The sequence below is a fragment of the Streptomyces sp. NPDC002730 genome, assembly GCF_042888805.1.
GTDB lineage: Bacteria > Actinomycetota > Actinomycetes > Streptomycetales > Streptomycetaceae > Streptomyces.
In genome coordinates this window covers 26,733-46,256 of sequence record NZ_JBIAQG010000024.1, presented here as the reverse complement: position 1 = coordinate 46,256, position 19,524 = coordinate 26,733, and the positions used below count along the sequence as shown (strand labels likewise).

23 protein-coding genes are annotated in these 19,524 nt (G+C 70.8%); 16 read left to right on the top strand and 7 right to left on the bottom strand.

Translation table 11 applies throughout. From position 1 onward, the window contains the following. The 7 genes from ACFYXH_RS39825 to ACFYXH_RS39795 all read right to left on the bottom strand — a co-directional run bounded on the left by ACFYXH_RS39825 (position 1) and on the right by ACFYXH_RS39795 (position 5,299). A complete protein-coding gene (locus ACFYXH_RS39825; RefSeq protein ID WP_389574007.1) occupies positions 1-348 on the bottom strand; it encodes an SH3 domain-containing protein in 348 nt (115 codons plus the stop codon). Positions 349-544: 196 nt separating this feature from the next. Next, entirely contained in the window at positions 545-1,984 is a 1,440-nt protein-coding gene (locus ACFYXH_RS39820; protein ID WP_389574004.1) for a hypothetical protein, read from the bottom strand. Further along, complete coding sequence (locus ACFYXH_RS39815; protein ID WP_385309992.1) at positions 1,981-2,442, bottom strand: GNAT family N-acetyltransferase; 462 nt, start codon at positions 2,440-2,442, stop codon at positions 1,981-1,983. The genes ACFYXH_RS39820 and ACFYXH_RS39815 overlap by 4 nt, the downstream gene beginning before the upstream one ends. 29 nt (positions 2,443-2,471) lie before the next feature. Next, positions 2,472-3,182, bottom strand: a complete 711-nt coding sequence (locus ACFYXH_RS39810; protein ID WP_389574000.1) for a DUF3631 domain-containing protein — start codon at positions 3,180-3,182, stop codon at positions 2,472-2,474. After that, entirely contained in the window at positions 3,179-3,667 is a 489-nt protein-coding gene (locus tag ACFYXH_RS39805) for a hypothetical protein (protein WP_389573997.1), read from the bottom strand. The genes ACFYXH_RS39810 and ACFYXH_RS39805 overlap by 4 nt, the downstream gene beginning before the upstream one ends. Continuing rightward, entirely contained in the window at positions 3,664-4,224 is a 561-nt protein-coding gene (locus tag ACFYXH_RS39800) for a DUF4913 domain-containing protein (RefSeq protein ID WP_389574096.1), read from the bottom strand. Before ACFYXH_RS39800 ends, ACFYXH_RS39805 begins: the two co-directional genes overlap by 4 nt. 319 nt (positions 4,225-4,543) lie before the next feature. Continuing rightward, positions 4,544-5,299, bottom strand: coding sequence for a DNA-methyltransferase (locus tag ACFYXH_RS39795; RefSeq protein ID WP_389573995.1), 756 nt, complete (start codon positions 5,297-5,299; stop codon positions 4,544-4,546). Between the two features lie 522 nt (positions 5,300-5,821). On the opposite strand from ACFYXH_RS39795, the gene ACFYXH_RS39790 reads away from it, so the two are divergent. From ACFYXH_RS39790 to ACFYXH_RS39715, 16 genes are all read left to right on the top strand, one after another. Continuing rightward, positions 5,822-6,940: a C40 family peptidase gene (locus ACFYXH_RS39790; RefSeq protein WP_389573992.1), complete on the top strand. Its 1,119-nt coding sequence runs from the start codon at positions 5,822-5,824 to the stop codon at positions 6,938-6,940. A 500-nt stretch (positions 6,941-7,440) separates the two neighbouring features. Then, entirely contained in the window at positions 7,441-7,755 is a 315-nt protein-coding gene (locus tag ACFYXH_RS39785; RefSeq protein WP_385310025.1) for a hypothetical protein, read from the top strand. Next, positions 7,755-8,435 (top strand): hypothetical protein, encoded by a 681-nt coding sequence (locus ACFYXH_RS39780; protein WP_389574094.1) that lies wholly within the window; start codon positions 7,755-7,757, stop codon positions 8,433-8,435. The genes ACFYXH_RS39785 and ACFYXH_RS39780 overlap by 1 nt, the downstream gene beginning before the upstream one ends. Before the next feature lie 33 nt (positions 8,436-8,468). Next, positions 8,469-9,836, top strand: coding sequence for an ATP-binding protein (locus tag ACFYXH_RS39775; RefSeq protein WP_389573989.1), 1,368 nt, complete (start codon positions 8,469-8,471; stop codon positions 9,834-9,836). An 87-nt stretch (positions 9,837-9,923) separates the two neighbouring features. Further along, the gene (locus ACFYXH_RS39770; RefSeq protein WP_389573987.1) at positions 9,924-11,396 is read left to right on the top strand and encodes an SCO6880 family protein; all 1,473 of its coding nucleotides are present in this window, start codon (positions 9,924-9,926) and stop codon (positions 11,394-11,396) included. Continuing rightward, positions 11,393-11,956, top strand: a complete 564-nt coding sequence (locus tag ACFYXH_RS39765) for a hypothetical protein (protein ID WP_389573984.1) — start codon at positions 11,393-11,395, stop codon at positions 11,954-11,956. The genes ACFYXH_RS39770 and ACFYXH_RS39765 overlap by 4 nt, the downstream gene beginning before the upstream one ends. A gap of 95 nt (positions 11,957-12,051) precedes the next feature. Continuing rightward, on the top strand, positions 12,052-12,522 hold the full coding sequence (locus ACFYXH_RS39760) for a DUF6238 family protein (RefSeq protein ID WP_389573982.1): 471 nt from the start codon (positions 12,052-12,054) through the stop codon (positions 12,520-12,522). A 23-nt stretch (positions 12,523-12,545) separates the two neighbouring features. Further along, entirely contained in the window at positions 12,546-13,085 is a 540-nt protein-coding gene (locus ACFYXH_RS39755) for a hypothetical protein (protein WP_389573979.1), read from the top strand. 46 nt (positions 13,086-13,131) lie between these two features. Then, positions 13,132-14,649, top strand: a complete 1,518-nt coding sequence (locus ACFYXH_RS39750) for a VirB4 family type IV secretion system protein (RefSeq protein ID WP_389573976.1) — start codon at positions 13,132-13,134, stop codon at positions 14,647-14,649. A 64-nt stretch (positions 14,650-14,713) separates the two neighbouring features. Further along, positions 14,714-15,481: a hypothetical protein gene (locus ACFYXH_RS39745; protein WP_389573974.1), complete on the top strand. Its 768-nt coding sequence runs from the start codon at positions 14,714-14,716 to the stop codon at positions 15,479-15,481. Between the two features lie 23 nt (positions 15,482-15,504). Further along, positions 15,505-16,071, top strand: coding sequence for a hypothetical protein (locus tag ACFYXH_RS39740; protein ID WP_389573972.1), 567 nt, complete (start codon positions 15,505-15,507; stop codon positions 16,069-16,071). A 62-nt stretch (positions 16,072-16,133) separates the two neighbouring features. Then, positions 16,134-17,162 (top strand): hypothetical protein, encoded by a 1,029-nt coding sequence (locus ACFYXH_RS39735; protein ID WP_389573969.1) that lies wholly within the window; start codon positions 16,134-16,136, stop codon positions 17,160-17,162. A 39-nt stretch (positions 17,163-17,201) separates the two neighbouring features. Continuing rightward, positions 17,202-17,747, top strand: a complete 546-nt coding sequence (locus ACFYXH_RS39730) for a hypothetical protein (RefSeq protein ID WP_389573966.1) — start codon at positions 17,202-17,204, stop codon at positions 17,745-17,747. A 74-nt stretch (positions 17,748-17,821) separates the two neighbouring features. Beyond that, a complete protein-coding gene (locus ACFYXH_RS39725) occupies positions 17,822-18,352 on the top strand; it encodes a hypothetical protein (RefSeq protein WP_389573963.1) in 531 nt (176 codons plus the stop codon). Between the two features lie 321 nt (positions 18,353-18,673). Beyond that, complete coding sequence (locus ACFYXH_RS39720) at positions 18,674-19,132, top strand: hypothetical protein (protein ID WP_389573960.1); 459 nt, start codon at positions 18,674-18,676, stop codon at positions 19,130-19,132. After that, positions 19,129-19,473, top strand: coding sequence for a hypothetical protein (locus tag ACFYXH_RS39715; protein ID WP_389573958.1), 345 nt, complete (start codon positions 19,129-19,131; stop codon positions 19,471-19,473). The genes ACFYXH_RS39720 and ACFYXH_RS39715 overlap by 4 nt, the downstream gene beginning before the upstream one ends. Positions 19,474-19,524: the final 51 nt, after the last annotated feature.

Sequence of the window (19,524 nt, the reverse complement as noted above, 5' to 3'; positions counted from 1 at the left end):
CTAGTCCAGACACATGTAGACCTCGCGGTAGACGTACGTTCCGGACACCCAGCCCTTTACGCCGGTGGTCTTGTCGGTGATGTAGTGCCAGTTGCCGTGGGTCTTGTGGACGGTGAACTTGTGGCCCCGGTAGAGCACGCCGCGGGCGGTGGACCTGCTGGTCGCCTCGGAGCGGATCGTCACGGCCTTCGTGCCGATCACCCACGGTCCAAGCCGGTCGCACGGGCGGCTGGCCGGAGCCGAGACCAGCGCGTTGGAGGGTGCGGCCATCGCGCCCGGAGCGGAAATGACCGGGAGCGCCAGCGCGCCGAGAACGGCTAGCGAGGCAGTAAATCGGGCAGTGCGCATACGGAATTGACCTCCATGGTGCGGAGAGGGAATACGGAAGCAGCCCCCGGCGGGTGCCGTGCGGGCTGAGAACAAGAGTCCGGAGAATCCCCGGTTTCGGTAACCGGGGATTGCGTGCTACGTTCCGCGGCGCCTCGCATGCGACAGATGGCATTCCGCCGGGGTCGGCGAGGGAAGCGTGCGGGTTAGCGGGAGTTCAGCGGCTCGGCCCGCGCGGAAGCGCGGGGCGTGCCGGCAGGCCGGGGACGGCGGTGGCGAGCCGGGTCGCCGGCAGCGGGGGCCTTTCGCCGTTCCAGTGCGCTTCCCACCACTGGGTGGCGGCCTCGAAGGTCTCAAAGCCGCCTTCGCGCAGGGTGTGCGTCCACGCGGTGCTGTCGACCTCTTCGAGCAGCACGCGGAAGGGCAGTGCCGCCTTCTCGTCGAGGGCGCGCAGCATCACGGTCGTCCGGATCGGGTCGCTGTCGTGGGTGTAGCTGGTGAGCAGGGCGAAGTGGTCGCCGTCGCTGCGCAGCCGCTGCTCCAGGGCGCGGGTGGCCTCGTTCGCGAGGGTGGTGCCCATGCCGCCGGGCAGGAGGATCTTCTCCTCGGGGCAGCCGCGGGCGATCAGCCAGGACTGGGCCATGGACGGCAGCGGCAGCTCCTCGTGGGCGAAGCGGTAGGTGCGCGTTGCCGGATCGCGTTTGAGGTGCAGGGCGACGATCTGTGGTTCCCCGGGGATGCCCCAGGTGACGGCTCCGTTGTGCATCAGGTAGAAGCTGTGCTCGGCGTCGTCGCTGTGGTGCTCGGCGAGCACGGTCATCATGTCCTGCTCGATGCCGATGTGCCCCCAGAACTGATCGGCGACGTGGTCGTTGACGGCTTCGTATCCATCGAGGCGGAAATCGGGTTCGTAGCTGGGCATCGGTGCTTTCGGTCGTGACGCCTGCGGCGCCGTGCGCGCGGCACGGACGCGCCGTTCAGCGGCGTGTACGGGAGACAGCGGGGAAGGCCGGCGGCAGGGGCACGGCGTGGTCCCGGGCGGTCCGGCGCGGCGGGGTGCGGTCAGCGCGGCTCGGCCAGCGTCGGTGAGGGTGACGGGCTGACCGCCCTGCACCGGGTGCGCGGTGTCGCGCTCCACCAGGCCCATCGCCTCCAGGCGCTGCAGCTGGGCGTAGGAGATGCGGGTGCGCGAGGGAGTCGCCACCGCGAGACGATGGGTGACGAGGTGCTCGTGCAGCTTGGCGCCCTGGGCGATGGCGAGCAGGGCCGCGACGTCCTGGGTCGCAACCTGGCGTGGCGCCTGCCGAGGAGCGGCGGCCTCGATTGCCTCCAGCGCCGCGGCTGCCGTGGTCTGCTTCGCATCGCGTACGTCGGCGGCCTTCGCCAGCTGATCGAGTGTGCGGTCGATCCGGGCGAACAGTGCCTGGTCCACGGGCAGTTCACTGGAGGCGAGGCGAGCGAGGCGGACGCGGTAGAAGGTGACGTCCCGCTCGCCCGCCACGAGGTCGCGGTGCGCGTCGGCCAAGGCTGCGTGCGGTGCGTCGAGGAGTCCGCCGTCGCGGTGCCGGCGTAGCTCTTCGAGGCTGTAGCCCACGGCGGTCTCGATCCGCTGGTCGAGGACGGTGGGCATCTGTCGGCCGGAAGGGGGTGCGGTCATGGCGGAGCGGTTTCTGGGTCCGGGGCGAGCGCGTCCAGGGCGACGCGGACCTCGACGTACGGGCCGTCGCGGGTGTGCCGGGTCGTGCCCAGACGGTCGAGGAGCCGGAGCATGGGCGCATTGGACGCCTGCGTGAACGCGGAGAGGGTGTGCGCTCCTCGCGCGCGGGCGAGGCGGGCGGCCTGCTGGGCCAGAGCCGTGCCGATGCCCTGACGGTGACGGTGGTCGACGACCTGCAGTCCGAGGTCGAAGACACCCGGCTCCCGGCTGACGGGCCCGGCGCAGACGAGGGCCAGAGGCCGCTCGTCTGCGCCGATCCCGATCCAGCACTGCGCGTGGGCAAGCAGCCGGGACAGGTCGCGGGGCGTAAGGCGGGCGCGGCCCCAGCGGCGCAACAGGTTCTGCTCGGAGCACTGCGCGTGCAAGGCGGCGACCAGATCCCAGTCCGCCTCCGTCACCCGCCGGGTCCGCGCGAGGGCGGGATGCGTCAGCAGGAGCAGTTCGGGCGGGCAGCCAGGAGGTCGGCGCGCCGGTAGGCCCGGTAGCGGCTGCCGTCAGCGGCCCGCGGCTTGCGGGACTGGACTCCGTAGGCGCGCAGGAGCAGGGACAGCCGCAGCGGGGTGAGGTCGGCGTAGCGCCAGCGTCCATCGGCCTGACCGGGCAGATCGCGCAGGCGCTCGACCAGCTCCGCGGTGCTCACGTACTCCGGGGCACCCTCGTCGTCGAAGACGGTGAGGCAGGCGTGGACGATCGTCTGCGGGCGGCTGGGGCAGGACAGGAATTCCTCGCACGCGTCCTCGTGGAGGTCGTCGAAGTCGTCCAGCCCCTCCAGGTCTGCGAAGTCGTCGAATCCCTCGAAGTCCGGGTCGAAGTCGGGCTCCTCGTCGTCAACCGGTTCGTACTCGACTGGGGCCGCGGGCTCGTACGCGGCGGCGCAGCAGCAGGAGGTGGACAGGAGCGTGTTCAACTCAGCACCGGCTGCCATCCGTTCGACCAGCATGTCGGTCAGCGTGTTCAGCTGCTCAGTGGGGCTGACCCCGGGAAGCTCGGCGGCGGCCAGCTCGGCGAGCTGCCGGTCGAGTTCCTGGATCCCGACGAACGCGTCGAGGATGGCGCGGTGGTGCGAGTTCTCGGTGACCTGGGCCGGCGCCAGTACGGCGGCGGCGACCTGGTCGATCAGGGTGGGGAACTGCGTCAACGAAGAGGGCCCTTCAGGGTCGGGGGCAGTGCGGGTCGGGGAAGGCCGGGTATCGCATAGGGCGGTGGTCCCGGCTTGGGGACGGGCGGGCGCGTGCCCAGCTGCGACGAGCGGGTGCGGGCGGCGTGAGTGCGCTCGCCCATGGGGCGCCGGCGGATGCCGAGGCGGGCGCGGGCGGTGTCGTACACGTCGTGCGCTGCGCGCGGTCGTACAGCCACGACGTGGATCTCGGTGGTGTGCGTGGAGTTCGCGGGCGCCGGCCGCTGGGCGTAGACGATGCGCCAGGCGTTGCGGTGATCGACGTAGACCTTGCGGCACCCGGCGAGGTCGCGGGTGAGTCTGGCGCCGAACAGGCGGGCGTTGACGATGTCCTGGAGCTGGGAGAGTGCCAGGTCGCGGATGTCGCCGGGGGCTTGGAGGAGGTCGGTCAGGGCGCGGGGGTCGAAGGACAGGCCGAACGCCGGCCGGTCCTCGTGGCCGGTCATCCGTCGGCCTGGACGGGCTCGCCGGTCTCCTCGTGGTCCTCGTGCTCCTCGGTGGCGGTGGTGGTCCGGTTCGAGGGACGAGGGCCGGGCAGCAGGCGGTGAGCGGGCCGGTCCGGATCGGTCATGCACGCGGACAGCGGGCCGCCGGCGGCGCGGACGGTGGCCACGGCGTGGGTGAGGAAGTCCCGGTGCCACACGAACAGCCCGGACAGTCCGGCTTCGGCGTCCTTGTGCTGCTGGTAGGCCAGCCACAGGGCGTGAAGCCAGGCGACGACGTCGGCGTGCTCCTGCCACTGCTCGCACCAGGGCGCGGCGGTCGTGACCTCCGCGCCGTAGACCCGGACGAGGAAGTCGTCGACCCAGTCACTGAGTGCGTCGAGTTCGTCCTCGTACTCCTCGTCCTCCAGCTCGAGGATCGGGCGCGGCTCGGGCGGTGCGGTCTGCGGGGGCAGGCCCGCGAACCCCGGCAGCCCGTAGGCGGCGAACGGCGAGTCCGGTGGCGGTGGTGCGGCGGCGAGGCTGTCGATCTGGCGGGCCTGCTCTGCGGATCGCGCCATCAGTTTGGCGACGTTCGCGTTGACGCTCGCCAGATCGGCGTCCGGCATCCGGACCGGTTCCGTCTCCCCGTCCTCCGGGAGGAGATCGGAGTCGGGTATCCGGACCGGTTCCGTCTCCGCGTCCTCCGGTGGGTTTATGGATTCAGGCACGAAAAGGGGCCTCCTTGAGCCGCAGCCATAGGGCGTGAATTGCGGCTCCAACCATCCGGAGAATCCCCGGTTTCGGTAACCGGGACTTCGCTGCTATAACGCCGGGCGCGGCGCGGCGGGGGCAAGTACAGAACGCGCCGTTAAGCCGCGCCGCGCGGCAGGATCAGCCTCAGACAGTGAGGGCCAAGTCGTCCTGGGAAAGGGTCTGTTGCAGTGTTTCGGTGAGACGGTCGGCGGCGATCTCGGCGTAGTGCTTGGTCTTCTCGACGCCGATGAAGTCGCGCCCCTCCAGCAGGGCAGCGACCCCGGTCGAGCCGGATCCGCAGGTGAAGTCGAGCACCGTGCCGCCCTCCGGGGCGATCTGCACCAGCTCACGCATGACGGAGACCGGCTTCTGCGTGATGTGCTGGCGCGCCTTGCCGCTGGGCTGCGAGGCGCTGTAGAGGCCGGGCAGGTAGACCGGGTTGCGGGCGGCATCGATCGGGCCGTTGGACGCCCAGACGATGAACTCGCAGTTCTGGGTGAACCTGCCCTTCTGCGGCCTGGCCTGCGGCTTGTGCCAGGCGAGCACGCCGCGCCACAGCCAGCCGGCGGCCTGGATGGCGTCCGTGGTGATCGGGAGTTGCCGCCAGTCGGTGAACAGGAGCGCGGTGCCGCCGACCTTGGTGAGCCGGTGGGCCTCGGTCATGATCTGGGTCAGCCAGAAGCCGTAACTGCGCTGGTCCATGTTCTCGCCGGTGAAGTCCGGCAGCTCGTGCCCGGCGTCGGCCGAGGTGTACTTCTGCTTCGCGGACCGGGAGGTTCGCTCCTTCGCCGTCCGCCCACCCGAGTTGTACGGCGGATCGGTGATGACGGAGTCGACGCAGTTGTCCGGAAGCTCGGCGAGAACGCCGAGCGCGTCGCCCTGGTGCAGGGAAAAAGGCAAAGAGATACCCCAATTCGGGTCGCGTGAGATGAGGGAGAGACGCCCCAGCTCGCCTGGATGACCCCACAGGACCGAATGCGGGCCGACGGCTCCGCGGTCTGCGACGTGGGGGGCGGGGGGAGGAGCCAAAACTGTAGGGCACGATCCCCGGTTGAGCGCTACCGCCGCCGAAAACCCCGAAACAGAGCCTTGATCAGACACGATTTCGGCAACCGGGGATCCGCCCTTACTGTTTTGGAACTGCCCGGCGGACACCGCCGATGGCACATCCCCGCCCCTGCCTTCGTGGAGGTATCCCCATGTCCTGGCACACCTGACCCGACGCCCCGTGCCGGTGCGAGCGGCAACTCGCACGTGCACCCGGGCCACCCGAATGACCCACCACCCGGCCGTCGCGCCCTTTCCTCAACGACGCACGCGCCGCCGGGACTTCACCAAGGACCTCGCTGTGACATCGCTCTACCCACCCCTGCCCGCGATCCGTCCGCCGGCCCGTGACCGCCTGCCGGGAGGCGGGCCGGATTGAAGGGCATAGCCGCCGGCATCGGCGTCGTCGTCCTCTCTCCGCTCCTGCTCGCGGGCACCGCCATGATGATGGCGTCCTCCAGCGAAGCCACGACCACCAAGTCCCTCAGCAGATGCCTGACCGGCATCGACACCGACGAGGTGACCAAGGAGGTCACCAAGCTCCTCGACGGTGCGTCCGGCAAGGACGTCCACATCCAGGGCCTGGACCTTCCGGCCGAGCAGATCCCCAACGCGCAGACCATCGTGGCCACCGGCATCAGCCTTGACGTCCCCAAGAAGGGGCAGATCATCGCCATCGCCACCGCGATGCAGGAGTCGCGGCTGCGCAACCTCAACTCCGGCGACCGCGACAGCCTCGGCCTGTTCCAGCAGCGCCCCAGCCAGGGCTGGGGAACCGCGCAGCAGATCCGCGATCCGGTCTACGCCTCCGAGCGCTTCTACAAGGCCCTGCTGAAGGTCGACGGCTGGCAGCAGATGAAGGTCACTCAAGCCGCCCAGGCCGTCCAGAAATCCGGCTACCCCGACGCCTACGCCCAGTGGCAGGACCTCGCCACCGCGCTGCAGAAAGCCATCGCCGCCACGTTCCCGAACGCCGACAAGGACGAGCCCGCCAAGGACAAGGACACCGAGTCCAGCTCCGGCGGGTGCACTCCGGACAAGGACGGCGCCTCGTACGGGCGCATCCCCGAGGGCAGCGTCCCGAAGGGCTACACGATCCCCAAGAACGCCGACCCCAAGGCCCGCAAGGCCATCGAGTGGGCGATGCACCAGCTCGGCACGCTCTACCAGTGGGGCGGATCCTGCACCGACGCCCACGGCCCCGACCCGATGGGCCGCTGCGACTGCTCCAGCCTGATACAGCAGGCGTACGCCCACGCCGACGTCAAGCTCACCCGCACCACGTACACGCAGGTCAACGAGGACAAGGCCGTCTCGGCGAAGAACATGAAGCCCGGTGACCTGATCTTCAGCCGCGGCAGTGCCGCCAGGCCCGAACACGTCGGCATGTACATGGGCGAGGGCCTCGTCATCGAGGCGCCGCGCGCATCCAAGCCCGTCCGGATCACTGCGATCAAGGACTGGACGATTCTCGCCGCCCGCCGCGTCCTTTGACGCCGCACCCCGCCTGTAGGTTCCGAATCACGTTGTCAGTGTCCGAGCAATCTGTCGGCAACTTGTCGGTTTGAGGCCGCCGTTGGTGGCTCCTGCCTCCGGCCGCCAGCCTGGCAATCGCCTGGGCGACCTGTCTCTTCGGCAGGTTACCCCTGGTCGGACACCGACACACCGGCTTCCGATCGGTTTCCCCTCTTCCGTACCGACGCCGACAAGTGGTCGGACGGTCCGGCGGGCCAGTTCTCCCGATCAGGGGCCGACACGCAGGAAGCGACAGACCGGCCGGACAGATCCGCCGACAAATCGGCTGGACGGCCGCCAAAAATCGCTGGTCATCGCGGCGTCGGACGACAAGTCACATCGGAACCCACACCGCCCGGACACCGCTTCGGGCGGGTCCCGGCCGCGGCACCTTCTTGCGCCCCGAGCGCCACCTCCCCCTCTCTTCTTTCCGCTTTCCGCCGGCCCTCATCCGGCCTGCGCATGCAAGGAGTCCTGCCATACCCATGTCACTCGCAGACCGCGTCATCTACCTCGCCTACGACCCAGGCATCACGCCCGCAGGCGGCGGCCTGCCGGGACTCGCCGTCCTGAAGAACGTCGTCAACAGCATCAACCTGTTCGGCATCGTCGCCGTTGTCGGCGCACTCGCCGTCTCGCTCGGCGTGTGGGCCTGGGGCCACCACAGCGGCGGCCACCAGGCTGAAGCCAACGGCAAGAAGGGCGCCGTGGTTGCCGCCGGCGCCGCGCTCGGCCTCGGCGCCGCGAACGGAATCGTGGCCTTCTTCAGTGCCCTGGGGTCGCAGGTCCAGTGATACAGAAACGATTTCCTTCCTTGTCCGGGTACGGCGTCGGATGGTCGGCCAACCGCCGCATCGCCCTCGTCGCCCTCGTTATCGCCGCCCTGCTCGCTGCAGCCGCCGCCGTCGCCTGGTTCACCGGGCGCGGCGAGCAGCACCAGGGCCGCGACACCCCGTCCCAGGCGAGCAGTTCCTCGCCGTCCGAGGCCGCGCCGAAGCCGGCGGCGGGGTCGGGGTCAGTGCCGGGGCCCCCGCAGATCGCCGAGCCGGTCGCCTACGCCAAGGCCGCTGCGGCGATGCTCTGGTCCTACGACACCCGCGACACCAGCCGCGACCAGCAACTCGCCGGCATGCGCGCGTGGATGACCAAGGAGACCACGTACGCCGACTGGGCCTCCGTCTCCGGCCAGGTCCCCGATCCACTCCTGTGGTCGCGCATGGCCGACAACGACCAGCACGCCACCGCGACGGTCACCGAGGGCCACTACCCCTCCGCGTTCAAGCAGGCCCTGGCCGACGACCCGTCCGCGATCACCGAGGCGTACATCTACGTCGTCACCGTCAACGGCAAGCAGGAGATCGCGTGGAAGAAGGGCGGCGGCGGCGCCGAAGACCGCGCCGTGACCCTCGCCGTGCAGTGCCGGCCCAACCACGACTGCTCCCTGGCTGCCATCGCCCCCCGCGTCGCGCCCTGACCCGACCCCGACGATAAGGAGGGACAACTTCCCTTGGGCTTCTGCGATTTCCCCCTGGCAGACAAAGTGTGCGACGTCGGTGACGCGGTCGACTTCGCTTCCGATCCCGGAAAGGCGATCGGCGACTGGATTGCCAAGAGCTCCGGCGAACTCGCCGCCGCCGCAGCCGATCTGGCCGCCAAGGCCGTCAACGCCACCACCAAGGTGGACCTGTCCGCGGGCTGGTTCCGCGACAACTACGAGATGCTGCTGCCGATCGGCCTCATCATCCTCGTCGGCACCTTCTGCGCCCAGCTCATCAGGGCAGCCGTCAAACGCGACGGGCAGGCACTGGCCCAGGCATTCACCGGCACCATGAGCGGCGTCCTGTTCGCGTTCTGCGCCATCGCGTTTACGACCGTGGCCATTGAAGTGGTCGACGCCCTGTCCAACGGGCTGTTCAAAACCTCGCACCTGAACATCGAGACCGCCGTACGCCGCATCGTCAAGGTCTCCCAGATCGGCGCCATGTCCGGCCTCGGCTGGATGGTCCCCACCATCACCGCCCTCGGAGCCGCCGTCGGCGCCTTCCTCTACTGGTGCGTGATGATGGTCCGCAAGGTCGGCATCCTCGTCATGGTCACCCTCGCCGTATTCGCCGGAGCGGGCGGCGGCTGGGAGGTCGCCCGCCGGTGGCGCCGCGGCTGGATCGAGGCAACCGCCACCCTCGTCGTCAGCAAGCTGCTCATGACCGTGATCTTCGTACTCGGCATCGCCGCCATGGGCAAGTCCGAGTCCAAGGACGGGCTCGCCGCACTCGCCGACGTCATGTCCGGCATCGTCATCATGGTCCTCGTGCTGCTCTGCCCCTACGCGACGTTCAAGTTCGTGCACTGGGCCGCAGAAGGAACGTCCGGCGAGGACATCCACCGCGCCGGCGGAGCAGGTGCCCAGCTCGCCAAGCAGCACGCAGAGAAGGCCGGACGCAAGGCCGCCGCCATGGCAGCCACCGCCGGAACCGGCGGCGCGGCAGCCGGAGCAGGCGGAGCCCCGCAGGGCCCCGACGCTGTGGGCGGCGGCTTCCCCGGCGACATCGCCGCCAATCCCACCGGAGGCGGCAGCGGCAACGAAGGCGGCGGCTCCGGAGTCTCGCCTGGGGGCGACGCGCTGAAGAACGGTCTGGAGAAGGCCGTCCAGCCCCCGCCGACCACCCCCCGGGACGACACCAGCGGCCAGTTCGGCGGCTCGCCCGGACAGGACGGCCCCGGTTCGGGATCACCCTCCGGCCAGGGCGGCGGCTTCATGTCCCAGCCCGGGACGGACGCCTCGACGCCACCGCCGCAGGGGGCTCCGCCGGCCCCGAACTCCGCCGGTACAGCCAGCGGGACCGGCACGCCGCCACCCCCGCCCACCGGCATCTGACCCTGCCCGACTCCGGGGCGGCACGCGCCGCGCAGCTCCCGCCACGTGCCGCCCCGCATACCGCCCCGCGCTTCATCGGAACGGCCCTTGTCTGAACTTTCCGTCACCCCGCTCACGGTCAAATTCCCGCACAGGTCGAGGCGCGGCATCCTGCTCGGCCTCTCCCTTCCCCAACTCGTCCTCGTCTCCTGCGCATTGGCGCTCCTCCTCTTCACGGTGGTATCCACCGGGCTGCTCGGCGCCATCGCCCTGACCCCACTGTGGGCCGCAGTCGCCGCCCTGGTCGCGATCCGCCGCCACGGCCGCTCGCTGATCGACTGGGCGCCGATCGTCCTGCGCTACTCCCACCGACGCCGCACCGGGCAGACCCTGTGGCTCGCCCGACCCCTCACCCGCCCCCGCCAGGACGGCATCCTTCACCTGCCCGGCACCGCCGCCTCGCTCCGCGTGGTCACCCCCGGCGACTCTGCGAACCAGGCCGCGGCGGTGCACGACCCGCACCAGCAGACCCTGACCGCCGTCGCCCGTGTCTCCTCCCGCGCCTTCGCCCTGCTCGACCCGGCCACCCAGAACCACAACGTGGCCGGCTGGGGACGAGCGCTGGCGGGCATCGCCCGCACCGGACACGTCGCCACCGTGCAGGTCCTGGAACGCACCGTCCCCGACTCGGGCGACACCCTCGCCCGCCACTGGACCCAGCAGGGCCGCCCCGAGACCCCGGTCGCCGGGCAGGTGTACAGCGAACTGGTCGCCGCCGCCGGACCGGCCGCCGCCCCGCACGAGGCATACCTGGCGATCTCCCTGGACCTCAAGGCCGCCAAGCGCCTCATCAGCCAGGCCGGCGGCGGACTTCCGGGGGCGTTCACGGTGATGGAGCAGACCACCTCGGCCATCGCCCAGGCCGCCCGCAGTGCGGGGCTGATGGTGACCGGCTGGCTGAGCGCGCGGGAGATCGCCGCCGTCATCCGCACCGCCTACGACCCCAAGGCGCTCTCCGCTTTGCAGCAGTGGTCGGAATCCGGACGGGCCGAAGCCGACCCGGCCGCTGCCGGGCCCGTCGTCCAGGTCGAAGAGTATGACCGGCTCGCCACCGACTCCGCCCGGCACGCCACCTACTGGGTCGAGGACTGGCCCCGCACCGAGACCAGCGCCGGGTTCCTGCACGGCCTGATGTTCACCGCCGGTGTCCGACGCGCCCTCTCCCTTATATACGTGCCGCAGGGGCTCGAGTCCGCGATGCGCGACGTCCAGCGCAAGAAGGCCGCGATCATCGCCGACGCCAACGAACGGGCACGTCGCGGCCAGGTCGACTCCGAGGCCGACTCCGTCGAGTACGCCGACGTGAAGGTCCGCGAACGCCAGCTGATCGCCGGGCACGCCGACGTCGCCCTGACCGGGCTGCTCACCGTCTCCGCCGAGACCGACGCCCTGCTCGACGCCGCGTGCGCGCAGATCGAGACCGCCGCCGTCACCGCCCAAGTAGACCTGCGCAGGCTCAACTTCCAGCAGCCCGACGCCTTCACGCTCGGCGCCCTGCCCCTGGCCCGGACTGCTCTGTGACCGGCCAGCGCGAATCGCATCTGTTCGATGAGATCCGGGCGCTGCTCGCTCCCCTCCAGGCCATGCACCGCCGCCACCAAGAGGAACTGGACGCTCACAGGAACGCGGACGGCGAGGTCATCGAGGAGCAGCGCGCCGCGTACGAAGAGGTGCGCGAGACCACCGCCATCGAGGCCAGCGACACGCTGGACACCGTCGCCAAGCGACTGGAACTGCTGACCGCTGTCCCCGCGCGACGCGCCTTCACCGTCGCCCTCACCGGCCCCGGCCTCCAGGACGGCGAACGCCCCTGGCTGTTCGTCGTCCATGCCACCGACCTCAACGAAGCGCACCGCAGCCTCACTCAACTCACCGGCTTCCGACGGTGGTTGGACGACACCGAGACTTCGAGCGTCGAAGCGGTCCTGGTGGCCGAGGAGAGTCACCCGGGGACCCGAGCCCCCGGCTCATACCTCGACCTACGCCACGAGCAGGCCCGGATCCTCGCCGAGCGCACCCCTTCCCTCGGCATCGCCACGCGCCCGGCCCGGCCCGCGAAGGCACCGCACCGCTCCCGCTGAGCACTCTCCTTGGCCATCGCCGCCCTGTGACCCCGCGCCACGGCGCACCACCCACCGCTGTCCCTGCCGTAGCGGCAGGAAGGATCCTTTCGCCTTTGACCTCTGCCATCCCCGTCGGCGACGCGCACCCGTACCTGCGGGCCGCCAACGCCGGCGTCCGCCACCACACCCGCGCCCTCACCACGCGGGCGCAGACCACCCCCACGCCCGCTGACCGCGTCCACCTCGACGTGCTGCACGCCCATCTGACCGCGCTGCACCAGCTGCTCGACCACCTCGCCACAACGACCCGGCCCCCGCATCCCGCCGCCGGCCGACACCTGGCCACCGCGCACACCCGGCTGTGGCAGTCCGCCGCCGCCGTGCACGACGCCTTCCACCTCCTGCCCGCGGTGCACGAGACCACCACGGACACGGAATGCCACCCCGAACGGCTGCCGGAGGGCCCGCCCGTCCTGACCATCTGCCAGCGCCACCTCGCCGCAGGCCACATCGTCCGCCGCAAAACCACCCCGAGCGACCTCAACACCCCGCTGCACGGCCACACCACCATCTGCAGCCAGTAACCCCGTCCAACGAAAGGCACTGCATGCGCCCCTTGAAGCGCTCCACCTCCACCGCCGTCGTCATCGCCGCGCTCGCCGGCACCGCCGCCCTGGCCACCGCCACCCCGGCCTCCGCCGCCAGCTACCACTGCAAGACCAGCAGCCACACCGTCGATGACCCGACGTACAACGGACCCGACTCCGACAACTGGGACTTCGACGTGACGCTCTGCGCCATGCGGTCCGGCGGCTACATCTACACCACGGCCACCGTGTACTGGGACGGCCCTTACACGGCCAAGAACCGCAGCACCTACACCTTCAACAAGGCCAAGTTCCAGCTCCAGACCAAGCGCAGCGTCAGCGGCACGGACCCGGTCGTGAAGTCCGGCGCCTACACCGGCCTGGAGCACGCGCTCGAACACAGCAGCAGCAACGGCAACGGCTCCTACGCGACCGGAACCCTCAAGTCCACGGCGGGATCCGGCCGCTACCTCGCCGACGGCTACATCCAGCTGGACTGGTCGGGCGACGGCAAGAGCTACCGCAGCCCCATTCTGTTCACCGCCTCACCGGTCGTCTGACCCCCGCACCGCGTCCAGACCGCCGTCACGTGAAAGCCGCCCTGTCATGAGCCACCGGCCCGCGCGCCGAGCGCGTCGCGCCAGCGCCAGCCCCCTGTTCACCCCGCACGGCACCAATCGTGCCGCCCGCAGGGCGGCCCGACGGCAGCTTGCCGAGGCCGCCGCGAAGGCCCGCGTCGAGTCCGCCACCGCCCACACGGCCGGCAGCGGCACGGAGGAGCAGGAAATGCCGCTGCCCCTCTTCCCGCCCGCCGGACGCTCCGGCCCCGCCTCGGCCCGCAACAACAAACTCAAGCTGCCCGCCCACCGTATGACCACCGCCACCGCCTCCGGGGCGTACCCGTTCCTCGCCGAAGGCGGGCTGGGGGCCGAGGGCATCTACATCGGCCGCGACGTGCACGCAGAGGCGTCCTTCTGTTTCGATCCGTTCGCGCTGTACGGCAAGGTTGAGGGGTTCACCAACCCCAACGTGTTGCTCGCGGGCGTGATCGGTCAGGGAAAATCCGCGCTCGCCAAGTCCTTTGCGCTCCGCTCGATCGCCTTCGGATACCGGGTCTACGTCTCTTGTGACCCCAAGGGCGAATGGACGCCGGTGGCCAGGGCCCTGGGCGGCACCTCCATCGCTCTCGGGCCCGGTCTGCCCGGCAAGCTCAACCCATTGGACGCCGCGCCTCGGCCCAACAGCGTCTCGGAGGCCGACTGGGCGAACGAGATCCGCAAGCGCCGCCTGCTGCTGCTCGGCTCCCTGGCCCGCACCGTCCTCGGGCGGGACCTGCTGCCGATGGAGCACACCGGCCTCGACGTCGCCCTCGACGCCGTCGTCACCCGCGCCGCTACGGCCGGACGCACCCCGCTGCTCGGCGACATCGCCGCCACGCTCAATAGCCCGGACGAACTCGACGCCGCTGGCCGCATGATGTCCGGCCGCCTCGGCGACGCCTCCCGCGACCTGGCCCACGCCATGCGCCGCCTGGTACACGGCGACCTCGCCGGCATGTTCGACGCGCCCTCCACCGTGGCGTTCGATCCGAACAGCCCGATACTCAGTATCGACCTGTCCCGCCTGGGCGGCTCCGGCGACGACACCGCCCTCGTCCTCGCCATGACCTGCGCCTCGGCCTGGATGGAGTCCGCGCTGTCCGACCCGAACGGCGGCCGACGCTGGATCGTCTACGACGAAGCCTGGCGCCTCATGCGCCACCCGGGCCTCCTGCAGCGCATGCAGTCCCAGTGGAAGCTGAGCCGCGGCCTGGGCATCGCCAACCTCATGGTCATCCACCGGCTGTCCGACCTGCTCACCGCAGGCGACGCCGGATCTCGCGGACGAGCGCTCGCCGAGGGCCTGCTCGCCGACTGCTCCACCCGCATCATCTACCAGCAGGAGACCGACCAACTCCACGCCACGGCAGTGCTCCTGGGCCTCACCTCCGTCGAAGCCGACGGCATCGCGCACCTCAACCGCGGCAGGGGCCTGTGGAAGGTCGCCGGACGATCTTTCATCGTGCAGCACCTCCTGCACCCCCACGAACTGTCGCTGTTCGACACCGACGCCCGGATGCATTAACCCGCAAAATCCGGCCCGCGCACCCGCCCACCTGCGCTTTCACCACCGCTCACCTTGGGAACCCATGCCCCCATCCCGCACCGACCTGTCCGCCTTCGCCGCCGGCCTCGCCGCACGACTGCCCGGCGCCTGGACCAGCGAGTACCACCGCCACGCAGCCTACGAGGACCAATTCCCCACCGTCGAACGGCTCTGGGACGCCGGCCACGTCGACTACATCGTCAGCCAGTACGTCCTCGGCCACGACGCTGTCCTCCACGGGCCCGGCGAGCAGCACCTCTACATCGCCGACCGGCCCCTATACCGCCACCAGTTCGTCGTCGCCCCGCTCGAGCCCGACGGCAACGACGTCAAGCCCCACCACTTCGTCGGCGTCGCAGAACCGAACGGCATCGCCGTCCCAAGCGATCCCGTGCGCGCCGCGGCCCAGGTCGCCCGCCGGGTACTGCCCCGCTACGAGCGCGCCCGGCACACGGTGCGCCGCAACGCCGAGAAGCAGCCCGAGCCCCCGCACCGGCTCGCCCCGCCGCAGGTGTCCAAAGTCGTCACCTTGACGTGGTACGACGACGGGGCGCTCGGCGCCCCGTACGAGAGCGTGCCCGCGGATGCCCGCATGACGCTGTACATCCACGGCTTCCAATACCACCCCCACCAGGCCGCCTTCCTCCTGCCCGCCGCGTACGGCGAGGACGGTCGCGCCCTGCGCATCCAGGCCGTGGCCCGCCAACTCGCGGCGCAGGGAATCGGCGTGAACCTGCGCCACGCCGCGCCGACCACCCGCCCCGGTCTCCCGCCCACGCCGCCGAAGACCGCACGCGCGCATCACCGCTGACGGGCCCTTTCACCCAACCCCACGTGTTCCACGGAGTTCCCCTGTCCTTCGCCTTCGACGACATGAGCCATCTGCACGGACTGGCCGAGCGCATCCACAACGCGGCCGACGACCTGCCGCTCACCAACTCGCGGTACGCCCGCAGCGACAACCTCGACGAACTCGACGAGAGAGTCGTCGACATCACCGGACTGTTCGTCCATCTGGCGACCGCCGCCGCCTTCGCCGACCGGATGGCTCGCCGCAACCGCGGTCAGGAGACCGACGTCACCCGGCGCAAGTTCACCGGGCTCACGCACGCGGCGGGCACCCTCGGACGCGCCCTGGCCGACCTTGGTGAAGCCGTCGCCCAAGCCGGCCTCCTGCGCCAGCTCAGCGGCCTCCCCGGCTCACCGGAGCGGGCCGATGCCGCACGAGCCGCGCGCACGACAGTTGACGTCCGGATCGACAGTGCCCGCCGCCACCTCAACGAGGCGGGCCGCCAACTGCACCACGACGCAGACCAGCTCACACGCCGCACCCCACAGGCTGCCACCGCGCGCGTCACCCCACTGCCGGCCGTGCCCTCGCCGACCACCCGCACCCGCTGATCTCTCCGCCCGAAAGACTCTGGAGCGCCCCCATCCGCACCACCCGCCGCACCCTGCCGCTGATGGCTTCCATGGCCTGCCTCGCCATCGCCGCGACCGCCTGCTCCAACGACAGCGACACCCCCGCCGCCAAGAAGGCCCCCAGCGCCAGCACCACGCCGAAGCCGACGCCCGCACTCAGCACCGCGCAGGCCCAGGACGTCATCACCCACTACTCGAAGATCAACAACAGGGCCAACGCCACGCGCGACCGCTCCCTCCTCGACACCCTCGAGGACGGCCCGCTGTACGCGATGTCCGTCTCGGAGTACACGGAGACCGAGGGCCTGCCCAAGGCCGACCGCAAGCCTTACAAGCCGTGGTCGTACGACACCGCCAGCGCCAAGCTGTACATCCCGCGCTTCACCCCCGGGCAGGACCGCTGGTTCGCAGCCGCGCTCTCCGGTCAGAAGGACACGGCCCCCTCCCGACTTACTGTCTTCGCCGAACGGCCGGAGTACAAGCGGTGGGAGATGGTGTCCGTCGTCGACCTCGAAGGCAAAAAGCTGCCGAACGTCGCCCTCGACCGGGACGGCTACGCCACCGCCGTCGCCGCCAAGGGCAACAAGCAGCTCGCGGCCGGTGCCGACCTCCTGCGCACCGCAGTCCTCGACAACTTCGCCACCGGCGGCGCGAACACCGGAACGAAGGTCTTCGCTCCGACCAAGGCGAGCAAGCAGCAGATCGAGGTCCACGACAAGACGGGCACCCGGTACGGCGACAAGGGCACCACCGTCTTCGCCGGGGCCGCCAACCGCTACAAGAACGCCTACGCCCTCAAGACCACCGACGGCGGCGCCCTGATCCTCTTCGCCCGCACCCACACCCAGACCGACGCCGTCGCGCACTCCGGCCTGCAGATCAACCCCGGCAAGGACGACCGGGCCTGGCTCCACGGCGTGCCGCGCAGTTCCATCCAGTACACGTTCGTGTGCAGCGACGCCGCCACCGTTCCCGCGAAGGCCGACCCGTCGCAGCTGATCGGCTACACGTGCGCCCGCACTGACGCCTCCGGCCCGCCCGTGACCTCCGGCCCGTCGACCCGCGCGTAGGACCTCCCGCGCCCGCACCTCCGACACCGAGGAGTGTCCTTGACCCATCCCGATTTCGAGCTGTGCGACAACGTCGGCCGCGACGCCGAGCAGATCGCCGCCGCTCGCTACGGCATTGCCACCCGCGACGACCTGCTCCGGTGGGCGAGGCGGGATGCCAAACCCTTCCTCGCCGAGCACCCGCTTCCGGACGAGCCGCTGCCGAGCCCGGACCTGGCCCCGTACCTCGCCGCACTCGCCGCTGCCGAGACACCCGCCGAGGTCCACGCCGTCACCAACCATCTCCTGGACGCGGCCGAACCCGCGCTCCGCGCGGTGAGCGACTACCTCCTGGCCGCCGCCCAATGGCGCGGCCAGAACCGCGGAGCGGCGAACAGCTCGCCGCCCAAGCTCCTCATGGAAGCAGCCGGCCGCAGCCTGTCCGCGCTGGCCATCGCGGACCACGCCGACCTGGCGGCGCTGCGCGCCGAATACGACCCCGCGCCGGCACCGAAGGCCCCGGCCCCCGACCGGAGCCGCGCTGCTTCCGGCTTTCCCCCGACTCCGCCGAACGCCCCGCCCGCCGGCCCGACCCCCGGCCAGTAGCCCGCACCCCTCTGGAGGCCCTACTGTCCACCCGTTCTCTCATAGCGCGCCCCACCCCGACCGGCTTCGCCGGCATGTACGTCCACTTCGACGGCTACCCCAGCGGACGACTCCCGCTGCTGCTCGCCGCCTACCAGCATCGCTTCGCCGGCGATATCGAGGCCATGGCCCGTCATCTGATCGACGAGGTGGACTACGGCTGGTCCGGGCTCGGCACCGACCTGCTCGACGGTGCTCCCGACGACCTGCGCCAGGAGCTGACCGGCGGCACGGAGTTCTCCCGCCGCAAGTACAGCAGCGTCATCAACTCGGACGGCAGGCCGGCTGAGCGTGAGCTGATCACCAAGGCGAACTGCGGTGGCCTGGATTGGGGTTACGTGCTGCACCCGCACGGCATCGAGGTCATCAGTCTGTCTGAGGAGGACCGCGGTCCTGTCGTGGACTGGGACACCGACCCGCGAGCGCGCTTCAGCGACAGCTACATGCGGTGGAAGCCCGGCCAGTCCGTCCCGGCCACCGTCCCGCCCCGCGCCACTCAGCCTGATGCTCTGCCGGCGCAGCCGGCGGCCGCAAGCACCACCAAGCGGTCCGCCGCTCGCCGCTAGCCCGCCCGGCGCTCACTTCCCCGCCCTGGAGAACGCCCGAGGACGCCGATGCTCTCGCACAGCTGGCCGACTCGCTCGCTGACGCCGAGGGCCTGGACGGGGGCACCCCAATCACCCGCCCGGAGCGCAGCACGCGGACATGCGCGGCCATCAACACCTGGCTCACCCACGGCGAACCGTTGCTGCGCCAGGTACGAGCCTCAGCCCTGGACATGCGCTCCTCCCCGGCCGTCTCGGCACTGCCCCGCGCTCTCCCGCCGGGTCGGCCCGTCCCCCGCCGCTGAACCCTGCGGCACCACCACCGTAAGGAGACCTCACCTTTTGGATTCTGGCACCCACTTCGTCTTCGGCACCCACGAGCAGCACGGCTTCGTCGCCGCCTTCACCTCCTCCATGCCCGCCCACCTGGCCCACTGGTTCCTCGTGCGGGAGCAGTTCGAGCCCGTCCCCGACCAGCCCGGGCTCTTCCGGCTCACCGACCCCGAGCGCGACGGTCCGCGCCGCACCCATCAGGCCGTCCACGACCTGCGCCGCCACGGCTACGCCGTGCAGGCCGACGTCGCCCTGGACCCCGCAGCCTCGGCCAGCCCACCACGGCCTGTCCGGCCCAACGGGCTGCTGGAGCGGCGCAGCCGCATCGCACAGGCCGCCGCCGGCCGTTCATCCCAGCGCGGTTCGGCGCCCACCACCTCACCACCATCCGCACGGCCGATACCCCCGAAGCCCGCCTCCGCACCCACCGTCCACCTCACCGCCTCCGCGACCGGGCGGTCCCGGTGAAGCCCGGAACCGAGCCGATCCGCATCACCCGCGGTCAAGGCGGTGAGGTCGAAGTCGAAGGCGTCCTCGGCTCCCTCGCCGCAGACGTCCTGCGCCGCGCCGGGTTCCTGTTCGAGCCGACGCTGCGCGGTCCTTGGATCCGGCTCCCGTTCGACATGGGGCGCGACTGGGAGACGGAGCACGCGACCTGGGCGGCGGGGATGCTCACCGCCGCCCGCTACCCGGTGCACCTCGACCCCGACCTGCGCGCCGACGCCGCCGAGAAAGCCACATCCTCCGGACCGGCACAGCCACCGGCCATGACCGCTCAGGCTCCGCCCAGGCGCCGGGCCGGCCGCTGACCCCGACCACCAGGAGAAGCGATCACCGACATTCCCACGGCCACCGAACTC